Annotated in this window: 11 protein-coding genes and 1 pseudogene; 5 read left to right on the top strand and 7 right to left on the bottom strand. The window is 69.2% G+C overall.

What is annotated here, in order from left to right; genetic code table 11:
- Positions 1 to 62: 62 nt before the first annotated feature.
- Genes NON19_RS14875 through NON19_RS14865 form a run of 3 tightly spaced genes read right to left on the bottom strand, consistent with a single transcriptional unit; the run spans position 63 to position 3,625 of the window.
- Positions 63 to 866, bottom strand: a complete 804-nt coding sequence (locus NON19_RS14875; RefSeq protein ID WP_372514137.1) for a 3-oxoacyl-ACP reductase — start codon at positions 864 to 866, stop codon at positions 63 to 65.
- A gap of 5 nt (positions 867 to 871) precedes the next feature.
- Positions 872 to 2,248 carry an aldehyde dehydrogenase family protein gene (locus NON19_RS14870; RefSeq protein WP_255928206.1) on the bottom strand — a complete coding sequence of 459 codons (1,377 nt, stop codon included), beginning with the start codon at positions 2,246 to 2,248 and terminating at the stop codon, positions 872 to 874.
- Between the two features lie 9 nt (positions 2,249 to 2,257).
- Entirely contained in the window at positions 2,258 to 3,625 is a 1,368-nt protein-coding gene (locus tag NON19_RS14865) for a glutamine synthetase family protein (protein ID WP_255928204.1), read from the bottom strand.
- A gap of 94 nt (positions 3,626 to 3,719) precedes the next feature.
- Between NON19_RS14865 and NON19_RS14860 the strand changes: the two genes are divergently transcribed.
- The 4 genes from NON19_RS14860 to kilB all read left to right on the top strand — a co-directional run bounded on the left by NON19_RS14860 (position 3,720) and on the right by kilB (position 7,562).
- A complete protein-coding gene (locus tag NON19_RS14860) occupies positions 3,720 to 4,463 on the top strand; it encodes a FadR/GntR family transcriptional regulator (protein ID WP_255928202.1) in 744 nt (247 codons plus the stop codon).
- Between the two features lie 258 nt (positions 4,464 to 4,721).
- Positions 4,722 to 6,161 carry an amino acid permease gene (locus NON19_RS14855; RefSeq protein ID WP_255928376.1) on the top strand — a complete coding sequence of 480 codons (1,440 nt, stop codon included), beginning with the start codon at positions 4,722 to 4,724 and terminating at the stop codon, positions 6,159 to 6,161.
- Positions 6,162 to 6,214: 53 nt separating this feature from the next.
- Positions 6,215 to 6,958 carry a gamma-glutamyl-gamma-aminobutyrate hydrolase family protein gene (locus NON19_RS14850; RefSeq protein ID WP_255928200.1) on the top strand — a complete coding sequence of 248 codons (744 nt, stop codon included), beginning with the start codon at positions 6,215 to 6,217 and terminating at the stop codon, positions 6,956 to 6,958.
- A gap of 151 nt (positions 6,959 to 7,109) precedes the next feature.
- Positions 7,110 to 7,562 (top strand): plasmid transfer protein KilB, encoded by a 453-nt coding sequence (gene kilB, locus NON19_RS14845; protein ID WP_255928198.1) that lies wholly within the window; start codon positions 7,110 to 7,112, stop codon positions 7,560 to 7,562.
- 491 nt (positions 7,563 to 8,053) lie between these two features.
- Here the strand turns inward: kilB and NON19_RS14840 are convergent, their stop codons facing one another.
- The 4 genes from NON19_RS14840 to NON19_RS14825 are packed head-to-tail and all read right to left on the bottom strand — an operon-like array spanning position 8,054 to position 18,024.
- Positions 8,054 to 8,647 carry a tail fiber protein gene (locus NON19_RS14840; protein WP_255928196.1) on the bottom strand — a complete coding sequence of 198 codons (594 nt, stop codon included), beginning with the start codon at positions 8,645 to 8,647 and terminating at the stop codon, positions 8,054 to 8,056.
- 11 nt (positions 8,648 to 8,658) lie between these two features.
- Positions 8,659 to 9,267, bottom strand: a complete 609-nt coding sequence (locus NON19_RS14835) for a tail fiber protein (protein WP_255928194.1) — start codon at positions 9,265 to 9,267, stop codon at positions 8,659 to 8,661.
- 8 nt (positions 9,268 to 9,275) lie between these two features.
- Positions 9,276 to 9,836: a phage tail protein gene (locus NON19_RS14830; RefSeq protein ID WP_255928192.1), complete on the bottom strand. Its 561-nt coding sequence runs from the start codon at positions 9,834 to 9,836 to the stop codon at positions 9,276 to 9,278.
- A gap of 46 nt (positions 9,837 to 9,882) precedes the next feature.
- Positions 9,883 to 18,024 (bottom strand): RHS repeat-associated core domain-containing protein, encoded by an 8,142-nt coding sequence (locus NON19_RS14825; protein ID WP_255928190.1) that lies wholly within the window; start codon positions 18,022 to 18,024, stop codon positions 9,883 to 9,885.
- 351 nt (positions 18,025 to 18,375) lie between these two features.
- Here NON19_RS14825 and NON19_RS14820 point away from each other — a divergent pair.
- Positions 18,376 to 18,561, top strand: a pseudogene (locus NON19_RS14820) (hypothetical protein); the annotation flags it as partial.

Genomic DNA, 18,561 nt, shown 5'->3' with positions numbered 1-18,561 from the left:
GAAGGCTGACATGGGTGGGCAGGGTGCCCACCCACCGTGGCGAAGGCAGGATGTTCCTGTGATCAGACTGGGGTGACGTATGCGCCTGCGATGCCGCCGTCGACGAGGAACTCGGCGCCGGTGATGAACGAGGAGTCGTCGCTGGCCAGGAAGGCGACGGCGGCGGCGATCTCGGTGGCCTCGGCGAACCGGCCCAGTGGGATGTGGACCAGACGGCGCGCGGCCCGTTCCGGGTCCTTGGCGAACAGCTCCTGCAACAGGGGGGTGTTGACCGGGCCGGGGCACAGCGCGTTGACCCGGATGCCCTCCCGGGCGAACTGCACGCCCAGTTCCCGGGACATCGCCAGCACCCCGCCCTTGGAAGCGGTGTAGGAGATCTGCGAGGTCGCGGCGCCCATCACGGCGACGAAGCTCGCGGTGTTGATGATCGAGCCCTTGCCCTGTCGCTGCATGTACGGCAGTGCGGCCTTGCAGCACAGGTAGACGGAGGTGAGGTTGACCTCCTGGACCCGGCGCCAGGCGTCGATCCCGGTGGTCAGGATGGAGTCGTCGTCAGGCGGTGAGATCCCCGCGTTGTTGAACGCGACGTCGACCGAACCATAGGTGTCGTACGCGGTCTTGAAGAGCGCCTCCACCTGCTCGGCGTCGGTCACGTCGACACGGACGTAGCTGCCGCCGACCTCGTCGGCCGCGGCCTTGCCCGCGGTCTCGTCGATGTCGGCGCAGACGACGTTGGCTCCTTCGGAGGCGAGACGGCGGGCGGTGGCCAGGCCGATGCCGCTGCCCGCTCCAGTGATGACGGCGGTGCGGCCCGGCAGTCGGCGGCAGACGGCCTCTTCGCCCTGTCCTGCGATGTGTGCGGTCACGTGTCTCAGTCCTCCGTGCTGATGAAGACGTTCTTGGTCTCGGTGAAGGCGGCCAGCGCACCGGGGCCGAGCTCCCGGCCGAGTCCGGATTGGCCGAAGCCGCCGAAGGGGGTCCAATAGCGCACCGCGCTGTGGGAGTTGACGGACAGGTTGCCCGCCGCCACACCCCGACTGACGCGCAGCGCCCGCCCGACATCCCGGGTCCACAACGATCCGGCCAGCCCGTAACGGGTGGCGTTGGCGAGGCGTACGGCGTCCGCCTCGTCCTCGAAGGGGAGGACCACGGCGACCGGCCCGAAGATCTCCTCGGTCGCGGCGGGCGCGTCCTCGGGGAGTCCGGCGAGTACGGTCGCTGGATACCAGAAGCCCTTGCCTTCCGGTGCGCTGCCGCGGATGGCGGCGGGGGCGTCCTCGGGGACGTAGGCGCGGACCCGTTCGCGCTGGGCGGCGGAGATCAGTGGGCCCATCTGCGTGCCGGGGTCAGTGGGGTCGCCGACGGTCACCGCTTTGATGTGCGGTTCGAGCAGTTCCAGGAACCGGTCGTGGACGTCGCGCTGGACGAGGATGCGGGTACGGGCGCAGCAGTCCTGGCCAGTGTTGTCGAGGAATGACATCGGGACCGCCGCCGCGGCGACTTCCAGGTCGGCGTCGGCGAAGACGATGTTGGGGCTCTTGCCGCCGAGTTCGAGGGTGACCCGCTTGACCTGGGCCGCGCACTGCGCCATGACGTGTTTGCCGACGGCCGTTGATCCGGTGAAGACGATCTTGGCGACATCCGGGTGCTCGACCAGCGCGGTGCCGGTTACCGGTCCGGCGCCGGGCAGTACCTGGAACAGGCCCTCGGGAAGCCCGGCCTGCAGCGCGAGCTCGGCGAGGCGCAGCGCGGTCAGCGGGGTGTTCTCGGCGGGTTTGAGAAGGACGGCGTTGCCCGCGGCGAGGGCAGGTGCGGTGGCCCAGGCGGCGATCGGCATGGGGAAGTTCCACGGTGCGATGACGCCGATGACGCCCAGCGGCTCGTGGAAGGTGACGTCGATGCCGCCGGGGACCGGGATCTGGGCGCCGTTCAGCCGTTCCGCTCCGCCCGCCGCGTAGTCGAGAAGATCGCGGGCGTTTCCCGCCTCCCAGCGGGCATTGCCGATCGGGTGACCCGCCTCCCGTACCTCCAACTGGGCGAGTTCTTCGAGGTGTTGGTCCACGATGGCGGCGAAGCGGCGCAGCAGCCGGGCGCGGTCGGCGGGGGCGGTCCGGGTCCAGCGGCCCTGGGCGCGGACCGCCCGGGCCACGGCGGCGGCGACCTCTTCGGGGGAGGTGGCGGGGACGGTGGCCACCACCTCTTCGGTGGCTGGGTTGAGCACATGGTGCTCGGTGGGGTGTTCGGGCACGCCGGTTCCTTACATGCGCTCGAAGGAGCGATAGCGCTCCCAGTCCGTGACGGCGGTGTCGAAGGCGTCCTGTTCGACACGGGCCATGTTGACGTAGTGCTCCACGACCTCGTCGCCGAAGGCGGCACGGGCCAGTCGGCTCTCCTGCCAGAGCTCGGCAGCCTCGCGGAGGGTGCCGGGGACGTGCTGGGCGTCGCCGGAGTAGGCGTTTCCGGTGCAAGCGGCGGGCAGTTCCAGTTCGTGCTCCACGCCGTGCAGACCCGCCGCGATCATCGCGGCGACCGCCAGATAGGGATTGACATCCCCACCCGGCACCCGGTTCTCGAAGCGCAGCGAGTGGCCGTGGCCGATGACCCGCAGCGCGCAGGTGCGGTTGTCGGGTCCCCAGGCGACGGCGGTGGGAGCGAAGGAACCCGGGCGGTAGCGCTTGTACGAGTTGATGTTGGGGGCGTAGAGCAGGGTGAACTCCCGCAGTGCGGCCAGCTGTCCGGCGAGGAAGTGCCGCATTGTCTTGGACATCCCCAACTCGCCGTCGTCATCGGCCAGTACGGGTTCGCCGAACTCGTCGCGCAGCGACAAATGGATGTGGCAGGAGTTGCCTTCGCGCTCGTCGTACTTGGCCATGAAGGTGAGCGCATGGCCCTGCTGGGCGGCGATCTCCTTGGCACCGGTCTTGTAGATGACATGCTGGTCGCAGGTGGTCAGCGCCTCGTCGTAGCGGAACGCGATCTCATGTTGGCCCAGGTTGCATTCGCCCTTGGCCGATTCGACCGTCATCCCCGCCGCGGCCATCTCGTTGCGGATGCGGCGCAGCAGCGGCTCGACGCGACCGGTTCCGAGGACCGAGTAGTCGACGTTGTACTGGTTGGCCGGGTTCATCTCGCGGTAGCCGCGGTTCCAGGCGTCCTCGTAGGTGTCGTTGAACGCCATGAACTCCAGCTCCGTGCCGACGTACGCGGTCCAGCCGCGCTCGGCGAGGCGGTCGAGCTGGCGGCGCAGGATCTGCCGCGGGGAGGCGGCGACCGGTGTGCCGTCGTGCCAGGCGAGGTCGGCGAGGACCAGCGCGGTTCCCTCGTTCCACAGGGTGCGGCGCAAGGTGGCGGGGTCGGCGTGCATCGCGAAGTCGCCGTAGCCGCGTTCCCAGGAGGACATGGCGTAGCCGTCGACGGTATTCATGTCGGCGTCGACGGCGAGGAGGTAGTTGCAGCCCTCGGTGCCGTGTGCGAGGACATCGTCGAGGAAGAAGCGCGCGGCGAACCGCTTGCCCTGGAGTCTGCCTTGCATATCGGTGAAGGCGAGGACGACAGTGTCGATCTCGCCGTTGTCGACGAGCCTTCTCAGTTCGTCGACGGAGAGCGGGGGCGTGCGGTCAGCCACGGGAATTGCCTCTCGTCGGTGCAACCGGAGGCCATAAGGTAAACATGTAGACCATTACTTGGGAAGACGTTCACGGAAAGAGGGTTCGCGGTTCATGGACGAGCTCCAGGAGGCCGCCGCGGTGGACCGGCTGGCGCCGGTGCTGCGGCCGGTGCGCGCGGGCAACGGCTTCGAGGAAGCCTTGGCACAGATACTCCAGGTCGTACGCCTCGGCCTGGTGCCCTACGGCGAGCGGCTCCCGGCCGAGCGCGAGTTGGCGGAGCGGCTGGGGGTCAGCCGGGTGACCCTGCGCGAGGTCCTGAAGGTGCTCCAGGACCAGGGGCTGGTGGAGAGCCGCCGGGGCCGGTACGGCGGGACGTTCGTGCGACGGCCGCCCGAGGCGCCTGCCGGCGGCGCGGTGGACGAGCTGCGCCGTCGCATCGGGCGGGTGGACGTGGAGGACACGCTGCGGTTCCGGGAGGTTCTGGAGGTCGGCGCGGCCGGACTGTGCGCGGCGCATGGTCTGGACGGGGAGCAGGCGGGACGGCTGCGTTCGGCGCTGGGCGCGACACAGGACGCGACGCTGGCGGAGTACCGGAGGATGGACACGCTGCTCCATCTGACGCTGGCCGAACTGTGCGGGTCGCCGTCTCTCGCCGCGCAGTACGCGGCGGTCCGCGCGACCGTGAACGACCTGCTGGACGGCATTCCGCTGCTAGTGCGGAACCTGGAGCACTCGCAGCAGCAGCACTCCGCGCTGGTCGAGGCGGTCCTGGAGGGGGACGCGGACGGGGCGCGGGAGGTGATGCGGGAACACTGCGCGGGGACGGCGGCGCTGCTGCGCGGCTTCCTGTCGTGAAACCGTTCCGTTACCAGCGATTTACGCCAGGGGCTTGCGCCAGGCTCAATCGAACGCAAAGGTATCGCGTCAAACCTTTGATATGGGCAGGAGCGGTTCGCCGAACGCCACACCTGCCGCGGATGCTCGAGCCCGGAGGCGTGTGTGTCCACCGACAAAGACCTGACAAAGCCAGACGAAGCCCAGCGAGCTCCCCAGCTGTCCAGTGACGAACAGCGCCTGCACGAACTCGGTTACGCCCAGGAGCTCGCCCGCTCAATGTCGGCGTTCTCCAACTTCGCAGTCTCGTTCACCATCATCTCGGTCCTTTCCGGCTGCCTGACGCTCTACGGCTTCGGTATGACCACCGGAGGACCGGCACTGATCACCTGGGGCTGGCCGCTGGTCGGCATCATGACCATGTTCGTGGGACTAGCCATGGCCGAGGTGTGTTCCGGCTACCCGACGGCAGGCGGTCTGTACTACTGGGCGGCGAAACTGGCCCCATCCCACGGCCCAGTCTGGTCGTGGTTCACCGGCTGGTTCAACTTCCTGGGCCAGGTGGCCGTGACCGCGGGAGTCGACTTCGGGGCGGCGTCCTTCACCAACGCGCTGCTGGAGCTGCAATTCGGCTTCGCGGCCACCCCGGCGCACACCATCATGCTGTTCGGGCTGGTGCTCCTGGCGCACGGCCTGCTCAACACCTTCGGCGTGCGGCTGGTCTCCTTCCTCAGCAACGTCAGCGTGTGGTGGCATGTGGGCGGTGTGCTGGTCATCGTGGGGGCCCTGGCCGCCCTGCCGTCGAAGCACCAGTCCGCCTCCTTCGTCTTCACGCACTTCGTCAACGGCACCGGCTGGCACTCCGGCTTCTACGTCGGGTTGCTGGGGCTGCTGCTCGCGCAGTACACCTTCACCGGCTACGACGCCTCGGCGCACATGACCGAGGAGACGCACGACGCGGCCAAGGCCGGGCCGCGCGGCATCGTGATGTCGATCCTCGTCTCCCTGGTCGCCGGCTGGGTCCTGCTGATCGGCATCACCTTCGCCATCCAGGACTACAACGGCGCGCTGGGCAGCAAGACCGGCGTCCCCCCGGCGCAGATCTTCATCGACGCGCTGGGCAGCACCGGCGGCAAACTGCTGCTGCTGATCGCCATCGGCGCCCAGTTCTTCTGCGGCATGTCGTCGGTCACGGCCAACTCGCGGATGATCTACGCGTTCTCACGGGACGGCGCGCTGCCCGGATCGCGGATCTGGCACCGCATCAACAAGCGGACCAAAACGCCGACGAACGCGGTCTGGCTGGCCGCCGGCGGCGCCTTCGCGCTGGGTCTGCCCTACCTGTGGAACGCCACAGCGTACGCGGCCGTCACCTCGATCGCGGTGATCGGTCTGTACATCGCTTACGTCCTGCCGGTGTTCCTCCGCCTCTTGCAGGGCGACCGGTTCGAGCGCGGTCCGTGGCACCTCGGCCGCTGGAGCCGACCGGTCGGCATCATCGCCGTCGCATGGACCCTGGCCATCTCCGTGCTCTTCATGCTGCCGACCAACAGTCCGGTGACGGCGACCAACTTCAACTACACTCCGCTCGCCGTCCTGCTGGTGCTCGGCTTCGCCGGAACTTGGTGGCTGGTCTCCGCCCGCAAGTGGTTCACCGGCCCGAAGGTCCAGGGCACACCTGAGGAACTGGCCGCCATCGAGCACGATCTGGAGTTCTGAACAGCCGCGACCCGGAGTGCGGCTCGCCCCCACGGGAAACAGGAAGGAACGAGGTGGACAGGCAGCCGCTGATCGGTGTCACCACATATCTCACCGAGGCCCGCTGGGGAGCGGCGTGGGCCCTGCCCGCCGCGCTGCTCCCGGCCGCCTACCCCCGCTACGTGCAGTCCGCCGGCGCTCTCGCGGTGATGCTGCCGCCGGACGATCCGTCAGCCGCCGCCACGGTCGTTGCCCGTCTCGACGGGCTGGTCCTCGCTGGTGGCGAGGATCTCGACCCGGCCCTGTACGGCGAGGATCCGCATCCGCGTACGGGCGCCCCGGTACCGGAACGCGACCGCTGGGAACGCGCCCTGCTGGCTGCGGCGCTCGACAGCGGGACGCCTGTGCTGGGCATCTGCCGCGGTATGCAGCTGATGAACGTCCACGCGGGCGGCAGCCTGGACCAGCACCTGCCCGACACGGTCGGCCATGGCGCCCACAACCCGACAGCCGGTGTCTTCACCGACCACCCGGTCACCCCGGTCCCCGGGACCCGCACCGCGCGGCTCCTTGGCGCCCGCACCGGCGTGGCCACCCATCACCACCAGGCGGTCCGCCGCCTCGGCGAAGGCCTGATCGCGACGGCCCATGCCGCCGACGGCACGATCGAGGCGCTGGAGTACACCTGCCACACCTTCGCGATGGGTGTGCAGTGGCACCCCGAGATGCACGACGACCTGGGCGTGATCCGCGCGCTGGTGGAAGCGGCCGCCGCGCGTGCGGTGCGTTGCGCTGTGGATCAACGCCGCGCCGCTTGACCCCGTTGGTGTGAATGGGAGCACTCCGGGCCACTCAGCGGTCTGGCCATCGGACACCGACGGACTCAGCTGCGCTGGAGCATCGATACCGCACCGTCGCCCAGATTGACTCCAACCCGCCTCGTTACTGTTGTCCAAGGAGGACTTCGCGATGTGGCCCAGCATCATTGCGGTGGTCGGCACACTACTCGGGGGCGCGCTCACCGGGCTGCTTCAGATCAAGAGTGCGCGGATCGCTCAGCGGGCTGCCCGTGCTGACCAGAGAGCAGAAGCACTGCGCCGGGCGCTGGGCGAACTGGTGGCCGCCCTCGGCGACCATCGACGAGCCATGTGGCATCGCGAAGTTCTGCGCCTGGACAGCGCGAGCGAGGAAGCCGTCGAGGCAGCCCGCATGGCCTCCCGCGCCACGCGCTCAGCCATAACCGGCCCCCTGGTCGCGGTATCTGTCCTTGAACGCTCCCTTGCTGAGCCAGCTCGTCAGGCTGCCGTGGCCGCGTTCAACCTGCGCTACGCCACCGACCACTCCGCCCTGGCCTCCCTCCGTGAGGCCGCCATCACAGCGACCGACGAACTGGTCGCCGCCGCAAGCCAAGCCATGGCCTGACTTCCCGGACGGCCGCGTGGCGCGGCCCGTGTGAGGTTCGGCCGTGATGTCACTGGGATGTTCGGTTTTGTACGTCGCTGATGTGTGGGTGCGTTAGGGCTGCTCAGGAGCCTTTGGGCCGGTCGATCATGGTGACGGTTCCCCGAATCTCTGTGACGTGAAGCCTGTCCCGCGTGAAAACCTCAGTTCTGGGCTCGTCGGACTCGCCTTCGGCCAAACCACCGACGACGCGGGCCTACACATCCTGGCCATCACCTTGGCTGCACTCGCCAGCCTGCTGCTGTTGACCACGCTCACCAGCCGCCTGCCCTGCCAACGCCCTGTGACCTCCCAAACGTTCTCTACGATCGGCACACGCCATTCAACGGGCCAACATGGCCTGCTGGTCCGCGTACACCTCGGTCTTGCGGACCCAGGTCCGTACCGTCTCGGATGTGCAGTGGACAGCGACTCTCGGTCGTGGGGCCGGGCAGCTTCTTCCTTGCGGCGCGTCAGGCGTGGTAGCGAATGAGGAAGTTGACGTATGCGTTCACCGGGCGTGTCTCGGTGTCTCCGCCGTCGCTGACGGTATGTGAATGCTTTCCGGCGGCGTCGGTGTCCGCGCTGCCGGGGTTCCAGATGGATCGGTAATTGCCCGTCTCGGCGACGGACGAGCTGTCAGTGGGGACGTGGGAAACGGGGTGGGTGTGGGAGCCTGCGCTGTCCACGTTGAACGAGGAGGTGTTCGGCAGGGCGGTGGCGGGTTGCTGCATCGAACCGACGTTGTCGCCTGCGACTCCCCCTGGGGCCGCCGCGGTCCGGCTGGCCGCGTCAGGGTCGCGCGCAGTGTTGTCGTCAACGCCGCGCAGCAGGTATCCGCGGTAGTCGGGCAGGTTGAAGGTCGAGGTGCCGTTGCCGCCGTGCAGCGTGCCGATCACCGCGAACAGGTCGGGGTAGTCGGTGGGGCTCAGTCCCCGCCCGTCACAGTACAGCCAGCCCTGTGCTTCCAGCGCGCCCGCGTCGATCAGGGCGCCGTAGGGCACGATGCTGCCGACCACCAGGTCACCCAGCGGTACGACCGGCTTGGTGAAATCCTGATCCGTCATCGTTCGCTCCTTCACGAGGTCGTGCCGTAGAAGATCAGGTAGTTGAGGTAGATGTTGACCGGGCAGGTGTCGGCATCCGCGCCGCCGATGGTGTGCGTGTGGTCACCGGCGGCGTCGGTGTCAGCGCTCCCGTCGTTCCACTCGGCGTAGTGGTGCCCACTGACGTAGGGGTGGGAGTGGTCGGTCGGCAGGTGCTGGACCGGATGTGTGTGGGCACCGTCGTTGTCGTCGGTACCGAAGGCTGGTCCGGTCGGCCGCGCCGTGGAAATGCCCTGGACCGAGCCGACCTGGTCGCCCGTCGCGCCACCCTGGTTGGCCGCCGTTCGGCTGCCCGCGTCCGGATCGCGCCCTGTGCCGTCGTCGACGCCGCGCTGGAACTGCCCGCGGTAATCGGGGATGTTGAACGTCGAGGTGCCGTTACCGCCGCCGTGCTGGGTGCCGATCACCTGGAACAGGTCGGCGTACGTGGTGCGGGACACCGCGGTGCCGTCGCACAGCAGCCAGCCGGCCGGCGCCTGCGAGTTGCCGGAGACGATCCCGCCGTAGCCGACGATCGAGCCGACCAGTACACCGCTGACGGGGATCACCTGTGTGGGCTGACTTTCCTGCGCAGTGTTCATCGTCGTCCTCATCCGTTGAACTTGATCAAGAAATATACGTATTTGTTGATGGGGCGGGTTTCGGCGTCGCCACCGGACAGGGTGTGGCTGTGGTCGCCGGAGGCGTCGGTCTGCGAGCCCGCGTCCGTCCAGATCGCGTAGTGGCTGCCGGCGATCACCGGCCCCTCCTTGTCCGTCGGCAGGTGCTGTACCGAGTGGCTGTGGCTGCCGTCGCTTGACGTGGTGAAGGACTTGGCGGGCAGCGCGGTGTGGTGATCCTGGACGGAGCCGGGATTGTTTCCGGACAGCCCGCCGTTGTTGGACGGGGTTCGGGTGAGGACGTAGGGGTCCCGTCCGGCGCCGAGATCGACTGCTCGGGTGAACCGGCCGCGCAGGTCCGGCAGGAAGAACGTGGCGTGGCCCGCGCCGTAGTTGCCGCCGATGGCGGCGTACAGCGCCGGATACGCTGCCTGGTCCAGTTCAGATCCGTCGCAGTAGAGCCAGCCTTGGCCCTGCAGCCAGGAAATGTCCAGCTCGCCGGCGAAGGCCACGATGGTGCCGACCGGTACCGGCGACGGGTCGTCTGTCATTGCTCCTCCTTCTGTCATTGCTCGCCCTCAGGGATCGCTGGTCGTCCTACGGCACTTGTGGCCGGAGGGTCCGTGCCCAGAAGGCGAGCCCACTGGGGTTCTGCACCCACAGCGGCGGATGCAGGTCGGCCTCCCGCAGCACCTGCTTGGCATACGTGGTGCAGTCGTTGCGGCACAACGCGAACAGGCCTTGTCGTCCCTCCGCGCTCTGGGCATACGCCTGCGCCCGGGCGGCGTTCGCTTCGGGCACGTCGAAAGCCCCCTGCCGCACGTTTAGGGCGGAGGACCGATACGCGGGATCGAACGGGCCCGTGCGGATGGTGGTTGGCTGTCCACCGGACACGGTGCTTCTCACGTCGATGAGGTCGGCTTCCAGCCAGGTGCGCGTCGCGGGTGCTCCGGGTTGCGGCCGCGTGGCGACCTCCGCGTGCCAAAACGTGCCGGATTCGTACACGCTGGTGTAGATCCTGCCCGGTTGTGCGCGCTCCTCGGCCCCGCGGGCGGCCGCCAGGCGGCGGCCGGCATTGAGGGTCCGGCTTGTGCGCAGCATGGCGCCCCGGTTGAGGGCGCCGCCGATGGCACCGCCGATCGCGCCGCCGAGCGCCCCCTGCCACGCGGCGCTGCCCCCACCCTCAAGGAAATCCTCACCCTTTCGTTGGTAGGCGTTGAGCGTGCCGTTGGTGATGAAGCCGTCGAGGGCCCCCAGTCCCGTCCCGATGAACGTCTCCGCGGCGATCGCGCCGGCAGCGCTCGCGCCGAAGGCTGCAGGAACGAACCCCAGTCCCGCCGCCGCCGCGCCGAATGCCACGCCGAAGCCGACCATGATGCCCCACTCCGCCCAGTCGAAGGTGCTCTTGGACGCGTCGGCGTGGCCGAACCCGTAGGCGGCGCTGGCGATTCCGCCGCCGATGAACGCCCCTCCCGCGACCGCCCCTACGACCATCCACCCGAGAGCGACGCCGCCTGTCGCGACGGTCAGCAGGATGCCGCCGGCAATGGCGACGATTCCGCCGAGGACGGCTCCGAACGCCGCCCAGGACCAGGCGAAGGCGCCGCTCGGGTCGAATCCGTTGACCGGGTCTCCGCCGGCGTACAGGTAGGGGCTCGGATACTGGCCGAAGGGGTCGGTGCTCAGGAACCGGCCGGTGGTCGGGTCGTAGACGCGTCGCGGGAACAGGTACAGGCCGGTGGCGGGGTCGCGTTCGGCGCCGGTGAACAGGTAGGGGTAGGTGGTCGTGGCACCCAGGTCCAGCGGGGTGCCCAGGAATCCGCCGCAGGGCAGGTAGTTGAAGGCACCGACGAGGCCGGTGCCGTCGTAGAGCGCCCGGGTGGAGCCGAGTCGTCCGCGCAGCACGTAGGTGGTGCCCTCGGGTGACCAGACGGCGAGAGTGCCGCCCGGGCCCGGGACCAGGTAGCCGACGCGGTGGCCGCCGGAGGCGTCGGTGCGGTGCAGAGCCAGGGGTCCCGCGTCGCCGGGGACGTAGAGGCGCTGCCCGTCGGGACCGGCGCGGTACAGCAGCGTGCCGGCGGGGTCGTGCTCCAGGCGCAGCGCCCCGGCGGCGCTGCGCAGCCCGGCGGGAAGCCTGGTGTCCGGCTCGTAGCTCAGGTCGGACACGCCCAGCGGCGGCGCGTCGGTGATGTCCCCATCGCGGTCGTAGCCGAACGGGTCGGTCTCGACGCCGTCGTCGATCGCGCGTAGCCGGTTGGTGCCTTCCCGGTAGCGCAGTTGCTGCGCAAGGTCGCCGACGGTGCGGGCGAGGAGGTTGCTGTTGGCGTCGTAGCTGAGCCCGCTGAGGCCGAAGTCTGCGCTGACATCGCTTTCGGCCGCGGCGAGGCGGCCCAGGGCGTCGTAGGCATAGCGGTAGTCGAAGTCGGGGACGAAGCCGTCCTGGCGTACTCCGGTGAAGCTGGTGGTGACGCGGGCCGCCCGGCCGTCGTGGTAGCCGACGCCGTCGGGACCGCCGGTGGTGTAGTCGGTGGTCTCGGTCAGGTAGCGGTCACGGACCGAGGCCAGCCAGCCGGGTGGGGTGTAACGGTAACCACGGGTCAGTTCGGCCGGTCCGTCCGGTGCCAGCACCTCCTCGGACAGCGCGCCGTCGGGGGTGTAGGTGAAGCGCGCCAGGTCGGTTGATCGCCCGTCGTGGTCACCGGTGACGCCGACCAGGTCGTTGAAGCCGTCGGTGCGCATGGTGGCGGTGAAGGCGTCCGGTCCCAGCTGGGTGTCGTAGGTGATGTCGGTGACTGCGCCGGTGGCGTCGTAGCGGAACGCGACCGTGTGGGGTGCGCCATCGGCGTAGGCGGCGACGCTGACGGTGCGTGAGGCCACCAGGCCGAGGTCGTTGTAGGCGTACGTGGTGCGGGTGGCCGGCGTGTCGCCGTTCGCGGGGCCTGACCACGCCTGCCACAGCCGGCCGTACAGGCGTGGGTCGCTGCCGTCGCCGTCGTAGCGGTAGCGGGAGAGCCACGTGCCCGGTGCCGGCAGCCACTGCGGTTCGTCGGCGTGTGCCTGGAGTTGGTCGCGGTCCCAGGTGGCCTCGCAGGTGCCCTCTTCGAGGAGCCTGCCGAGGCTGTCGTAGGCGCGGTAGTTGAGGTAACCCTCGGCGGCGGCCTGCGGGAGCTGGCTGAACCGCAGCCGGCCCAAGGTGTCGTAGACGTATTCGGCGCTGCCGTCGAGGTCGGGACCGGTGATGGAGAGGGGGTTGCCGAGGAAGTCGTAGTCGGTCCGCTCGACGAAGCGTTCCCGGTCGCTCACTCGGGTGTCGACCAGGTTCGGTTGGTCGTGGCGCACCACGTTGCCGTACGGGTCGTGGAAGTTTCGGGCCAGTGCGAACGTGCCTGGGGCGCCGGCGAGGTCGCCCTGTGCCGTGGCCACGGTCTGGCTGAGCCGGTCGGTCCAGGTTTGCGCCGTACGCCCTTCGGGGTCGATGACCGCGGTCACCGGGTATGTTCCGGCGGGCAGGTCGGGCAGCAGCGGTTCGGCGGTGTTGATGCGGTATTCGGTGCGGGTGGTGTGCCGCTGCCCGACCGGTTTCGAGGTGTCGACGGCGAATGCCCTGCCCGGCCTGCCTGCCTCGACCGGGCGGCCCAGCGCAGAGGGTTCGAAGACGGTTCGGGAGAACGGATAGCCCTCGTCGTCGGGGTAGGCGCGAGTCAGTTCGCAGTCGCCCATCGCCCCGGTCGCCGGGTCCAGCGCGGTGACCAGGCCGACCCTGTAGCCGACCGGCTCGCCGTCGACCTCGATGCTCTTGGTCGACACGGTGACGCGGCCGGCGTCGTCGTACCCGGTCGCCGAGACCCGCAGGCGGGTGTCGGCGATGCGTTGCAGCTGGTACGGGCGGCCGACGTTGTCGGTCCAGGAAATCCCGACCACCGGGTCGGCGCCGACGGCGATCCACCGCACCGCCAGCTCCCCATCGCAGGCCAGCTCGACCGGTCCGGCGAATCCGCCGGAGTCGAGCTGCTGGAGTACCAGTTGGCCGTCGACGTACCAGAGGATGCGGTGCGGCCAGGCGGCCAGCAGGAGGTCGGTTCCGGCCGGCCCGGCCGCCTGGGTCACCTTGGTACCGTCCGGCCGGTGCAACGACCAGGTGGCGTCGGCCCAGCGTACCGACCAGCCGCCGCCGAAGGTCAGCCGCAGCGGCCCGGTCACCGGCGGGTCGCCGACGAGGCCGAAACGCAGCAGGTAGCTACCGCGTGGCGTCTCACGAAGGGTCAGCTTGCCGGTGCCGGTGGACTCGTGGTGCAGACGGCCTGGCGTCTGGCGCCAGCCGGAGCTGGGCTGCCACTGCGCCTGCCACTGGCTTCCCTGCCGGAAGTCGGTGAAGCTGCCCCGCCCGCGCAGCGCGACCATGAGCGAGCCGTTGGGCCGTTCCGGGTCGAAGCTGTCGCGGTGGCTGCGCCAGAGCTGGTCCGCGGACATCGACAGCGGCGACCCGGCCGGGCCAATCTCAACAACGGGGCGTTGGAGCAGGTCGTACGCGATGCGGCGGGAGTCACCGAGGATGTCCACGGTGCCGCGCAGTTCCTGTCCGTCCGGGGAATACACCGAGGCACGAAGGCTGGCCTGGACCGGCGCGAACGCGAGGTCGTCGACCAGCAGGTAGTGGTGGTCCTGCCGGCTGGTGACGGTGAGGGTCAGCGACTGGATGGTGCCTACGCCGAGCGCCTGCGGATCGATGAGCTGGTGCATCCAGCGCCACTGGTCGTCGGTGGCGGGAATCGCGGTCACGATCGACGCCGTGCCCTGCTCGCCGCGGACCGTGATCCGCCACGCCGCGAGGGCCGCGTCGCTGACGAACCCGGGTTCCGTGCACACCCAGCACGACAGTTGGTAGCTCCGCTCGCCACGGGCCGGGGTGAACTCGTTGGTGATGCCGATTGCCTCATCGGGGTCGCCGGGGATGGCCAGCCGCCGCGATCCGGAGTGCGCGGCGCCCTCGGTGATGTAGTCCGCGGGGTCCAACCCCGCCGGGGTGAGGGTCCAGCCGCCGGCGTCCTCGTACTCCTCGAAACCGTAGTAGCACGCCTCGCCGGCGCGTGGATCGGCGTTGGCCGTGGTCGCGACCGCGAAGCGGCGCTCGCGGTCGTAGATGACGGCGGCCACGTGGCCGCCGGCGTCCAGCGCAGCCAGCGGCTGCGCCCGCTCGGTGACGCCGAGCACCTCACGGGCCCGCAGCCAGTCCGGACCGGGGTCGGCGCCGGCCTCCCAACCCTCGAAGTCCGGCGTGCCGGTCCCCATCCACTCGTACCCGCGGTGGGCCGCCCAAGGGCCCCAGGCGTTGGAGTAGGTGGTGACCGTGCTGCCGGTGACGACGTCGGCCGTCAGGTCGGCGGCGGTCACCTGGCCCACCGGGACCAGGCAGTTGAGGTCGGCCAGTTGCCGGTACGTCTGCCAGGCGTAGGTCGTGTCGCGGCTGAGCCGTCGTCTGACGCCGCTGTCGTCGATGTTCTCGGTGAGCTCGCGGCACGGCTGTCCCTTGGCGTTGTACTCGTACTCGGCGGCCGCCTCCAGCCACCCGTACACGATGACGTCCGTGCCGTCGGCGACGATCTGGTACCGCGCGCCGGTGGCGTCGGTCAGTGTCCACCGCCGGCCGAACCGCTCGACCGCGACCGTGAGCGGGTCGAGCAGCGCCAGTCCGGCGGCGCCGAACCGGTCCCGCAGTGCGCTCGGCACCTTCTGGCTGTCGAGGTCGGTGATCCCGTCCAGCCCGAATGACAGCAGTTGACCGGCGGTGGCCTCGGTTTGGCGCCGCAGCCTGGTGTAGGCGCCGACGATACGCTCACCGCTGTCGCCGCTGGTGTACGTGTACGGATAGTTGATGCTCTCGCTGACCTGACGGCCGTCGGCGTCGTAGCCGCGGGCGCGGAACAGCTGCCCGTTGAGCTGACTGAAGCAGGTACGGGCGTTGGTGTACTGGCTGGAGGGCGGGTAGATCACGCCTGGTACGGTCGGGCTCAGTCCGTTGAAGAAGACCCGCTCGACCCAGCCGTTGTCGCCGTCGCCGGGCGTCGACCGCACGGTCACGTACTGCGTCACCAGCCCGTAGGGGTCGTAGGTGGCGGTCGCCGCGTCGTAGGCCAAAGTGGTGCGCTGGGTCTGGTACCCGGTGTCGTTGCTCACCTCAACGACGGGGTAGGCCACCAGCCGGGTGGCAACGGCGGAGCCGACTACCCGGTAGAGGGCCAGCTGGGTGGACTTGTCGAAGTCCGGGCCCCGGTAGGTGACGAACGTGCCGGGCCCGGTGAGGATCTGGCCGGGCTGGGCGTCCGGCACCACCACGCGCTCGCCGGACAGCGCCTTGGTCTCCAGTACCCCGCCGTCGGCCAGGGTCAGTACACGCGTCGAGCCACCGCTGTCCTGGTAGGCGAGGTACGCCGGCGCCGCGTTGACCACGGTGGTCAGGTCCGCGTCCGCGGGGAGGGTGTACACCTTGGCCCAAGTACCGTCGGGAGTGCGCCGCAGCAGTTCGCGGCCCGCCGTGCGGTATCCCCCGGCGATCGACGGCAGCCCGCGGGCGGACCCGCTGGGGCGGGCCTTCGAGCGCCAGGCATTGCCGTAGGGGTCGAACTCGTAGAGTTCGCTGGTCCACCGGTCGTCGGACTGCACCGTGGTGACGTAGGCGGCGTCGGCGGCGTAACTGTAGGTGTACCGGGGCCCGGTGACCGGTTTGACCCCGGCGATCGCCTGCCAACGCGCACCGTCGAAGCGGAACAGGTGTTGACCGTTGCCGACCGTCGACCCGTTCACCACCACGTACCCCACCGGGTTGCGCACGTCCAGCGGCTGTGACCCGTCGGCCTTCACCGGCGGTCCGAACCGGTACGTCGAGGACCACGTGAGCAGTCGGGTGGCGTACGTGACGGACTTCGACGGTTCGTCGATCGCGGTGACGAAGCCCAACGCGGCGAAGGACGCCCCGGTGGCGAGCATGTGCTCCCGACGGGTCGCCATCCAGTCGACGTCCACGGTCTCGCTGACCGTGTCCCCGCGCAGCCAGCGCCTCTCGGGGTCACCGTAGTAGATCGTGGTGCTCAGCGTCCGGCCGGTGCTGGCGTAGGTGGTGGCGACGCAGAAGTTCACCCCGCTGGAGAGCACGACCTGGGCGACGTTGGCGAGCCCGAAGCCGTGTTCAACCCAGCGTGAGCCGACCGGATCCCAACTGAGGATCTTCAGCTGTCCGGCGGCGGCGTCGGCGACCGCGAGGAAATCCGCGCCGACACTCACCACCGGGTCGCTCATCGGCCGCCCGAGACTGACCTGATACACGGAACGGTCCCACTGACCGAAGCGGAACTGGTCGGCACGCACAACGTGGACCCGGTACTGCTGGCTAGGCGCGTCGCAGTACCAGACCGCGAAGAACCCGTTCCCGGTCAGCACCCGCAACGTTCCCGGGACCGCTGACCATTCGCGGGTGTCCTGCTGGCTGGACCAGTTGCCGTTCCAGGAATACACACCGGTCGTCACGCGGCCGGTGGTGGAGTTCTCCCAGGTGACCACCGTGTACGTCGGGCCGTGCCAGACCCGCGGCGTCCAGCCCGCGCCCGGGCTGGTGATGGGCACCCGCAACGTGGTGTTCGGCAGCTCAACGGCCTTGTAGGCATAGGCCGCACGGCCACCCTGCGGGGTGAGCACGCTCTTCAGCGCGCCCGGGAGCGGTGCGTCGGCACCGTGGTAGTCGAACTCCACACCGGGCAGCGCCGCACCGCTACCGTCCGGGACCTCCTGGCGCACCGTCACGAGATACCGCTTGGTGTACGCGCTGTCCTTCGCAGACCCCGAGACGTTGCGCAACTGGTAGCCCAGACGGGTGGTCAGCAGCAGAGCACCGTCGCGGTCCCGGACGTCGATCCGGTCGAGGTAGTGGTCTTCGAGGCGGTACTGGTACGCGTTGCGCCCACCGGGTGGCGGCACCTGGGGCGCCGGAGCTTCGAACGGCTCCTTGCGCAGATACGTAAATCCGACGGCCCGCCCGAAGGCATCAACGATCCGCCGCAATCGGCAGGAGCGGCTGTACAACGCGTCCGTGCCGACGCCGATCGCGACGTCGTCGCTGTCGTATTCGAAGGAAATCGTGTCGCCTGCCATCGAGCGGACCTCGTGGAGGTTCCAGGCGACCGGGAAACTCACTCCGTTGGCCACTGTGGACGGACCGATCCAGTTACCCCACCGCACGCCCCACTGCACGGCTCCCCGACCGTAGGTGTACGTCGTACCGTCCTCACGTGCGATCTGCCAGTACTCGCGGTCGGCGTCGGGGTCGGGGAAGTACCGGATCTGCCAGAACTGGTGGTCGCGCAGCTGGAAGACCTGCGCCGCCCCCTCCACACCCACCCGCACCAGTTGCTTCGGGGCGCCGCCGGTCACCAGGTAGAACACGTCGTCGAGGTTGGTGCCGCTGTCCTGATGCTCGACCATGATTCGCTCGTACGGCATTGACCAGCCCAGGCCGAGGACGTCGGTGGGCTCGGTGAGGTTCCACCGTTGCGCCGCGCGGTGCACGCCGCTGCTGTAGAACGCGGCCACCTTCACGTCGAGGCCGTTGCGCCCGCCGAGCGTAACGAGGTCGACCGGCAGATTCACCTCACCGCGGAACATGTTCACCACGTTGGCCACAGCGTCACCAACGAACATCTGTGACGCCCGAACCCCGGGTGCGGCCGCTTCCTGCGCCGTGCTTGCCATGCCCACTCCCGTCGGGCCGGGCACCGTGCACCGCCGCAGCCAAAGCTGGACTCTCGAGAAGGTATCGTCGCGACCAGTAGGTCATATGACATACATCTATGCAAAAGGCTCATCCGGCCCGTAACCCGATCTTGTGAATCGGCATTGGGCTCCATGCTCCGGAGAGTCCTCGGCACGTTGGGCGAGCGCCGGCGGAGAGTCAACTCAACGCGGCAGAGCCGGTTGGTGGACCTTGTGGGTGCCGAGAAGTCCATCCATACAGGTCAGAGAACGTATCGTGCTGGTCGCCACCGGCTGTCGGCATTGCCGGGCATGATGATCGATCATGCTGCTCGCCTGGCCTACCTGACAATGGCTAACGCCTTCGCTGTGCTACGGCTGCTGCCGAGGAGCGACCGGGAGAAGGACGCGGAGATCCTGGCGTTGCGGCACCAACTCGCCGTGCTGGAGCGCCAGCTCCGCGGAGCCCGTCCCCGCTTCACGCCCGCAGGCCGGGCCTTGTTTGGCCGCACTCCTCTACCCCCTCCCCCAGCAAAC

Source organism: Streptantibioticus rubrisoli (genome assembly GCF_024436055.1).
Lineage (GTDB): Bacteria > Actinomycetota > Actinomycetes > Streptomycetales > Streptomycetaceae > Streptantibioticus_A > Streptantibioticus_A rubrisoli.
This window is presented reverse-complemented; position numbering and strand designations above follow the sequence as displayed.

Bases quoted from the DNA above. Each gene is read 5' to 3' on its own strand.
- NON19_RS14830 (WP_255928192.1), bottom strand. From the start codon at position 9,836: ATGACAGACGACCCGTCGCCGGTACCGGTCGGCACCATCGTGGCCTTC.
- NON19_RS14855 (WP_255928376.1), top strand. From the start codon at position 4,722: ATGTCGGCGTTCTCCAACTTCGCAGTCTCGTTCACCATCATCTCGGTC.
- NON19_RS14860 (WP_255928202.1), top strand. From the start codon at position 3,720: ATGGACGAGCTCCAGGAGGCCGCCGCGGTGGACCGGCTGGCGCCGGTG.
- NON19_RS14825 (WP_255928190.1), bottom strand. From the start codon at position 18,024: ATGGCAAGCACGGCGCAGGAAGCGGCCGCACCCGGGGTTCGGGCGTCA.
- NON19_RS14840 (WP_255928196.1), bottom strand. From the start codon at position 8,647: ATGACGGATCAGGATTTCACCAAGCCGGTCGTACCGCTGGGTGACCTG.
- kilB (WP_255928198.1), top strand. From the start codon at position 7,110: ATGTGGCCCAGCATCATTGCGGTGGTCGGCACACTACTCGGGGGCGCG.
- NON19_RS14835 (WP_255928194.1), bottom strand. From the start codon at position 9,267: ATGAACACTGCGCAGGAAAGTCAGCCCACACAGGTGATCCCCGTCAGC.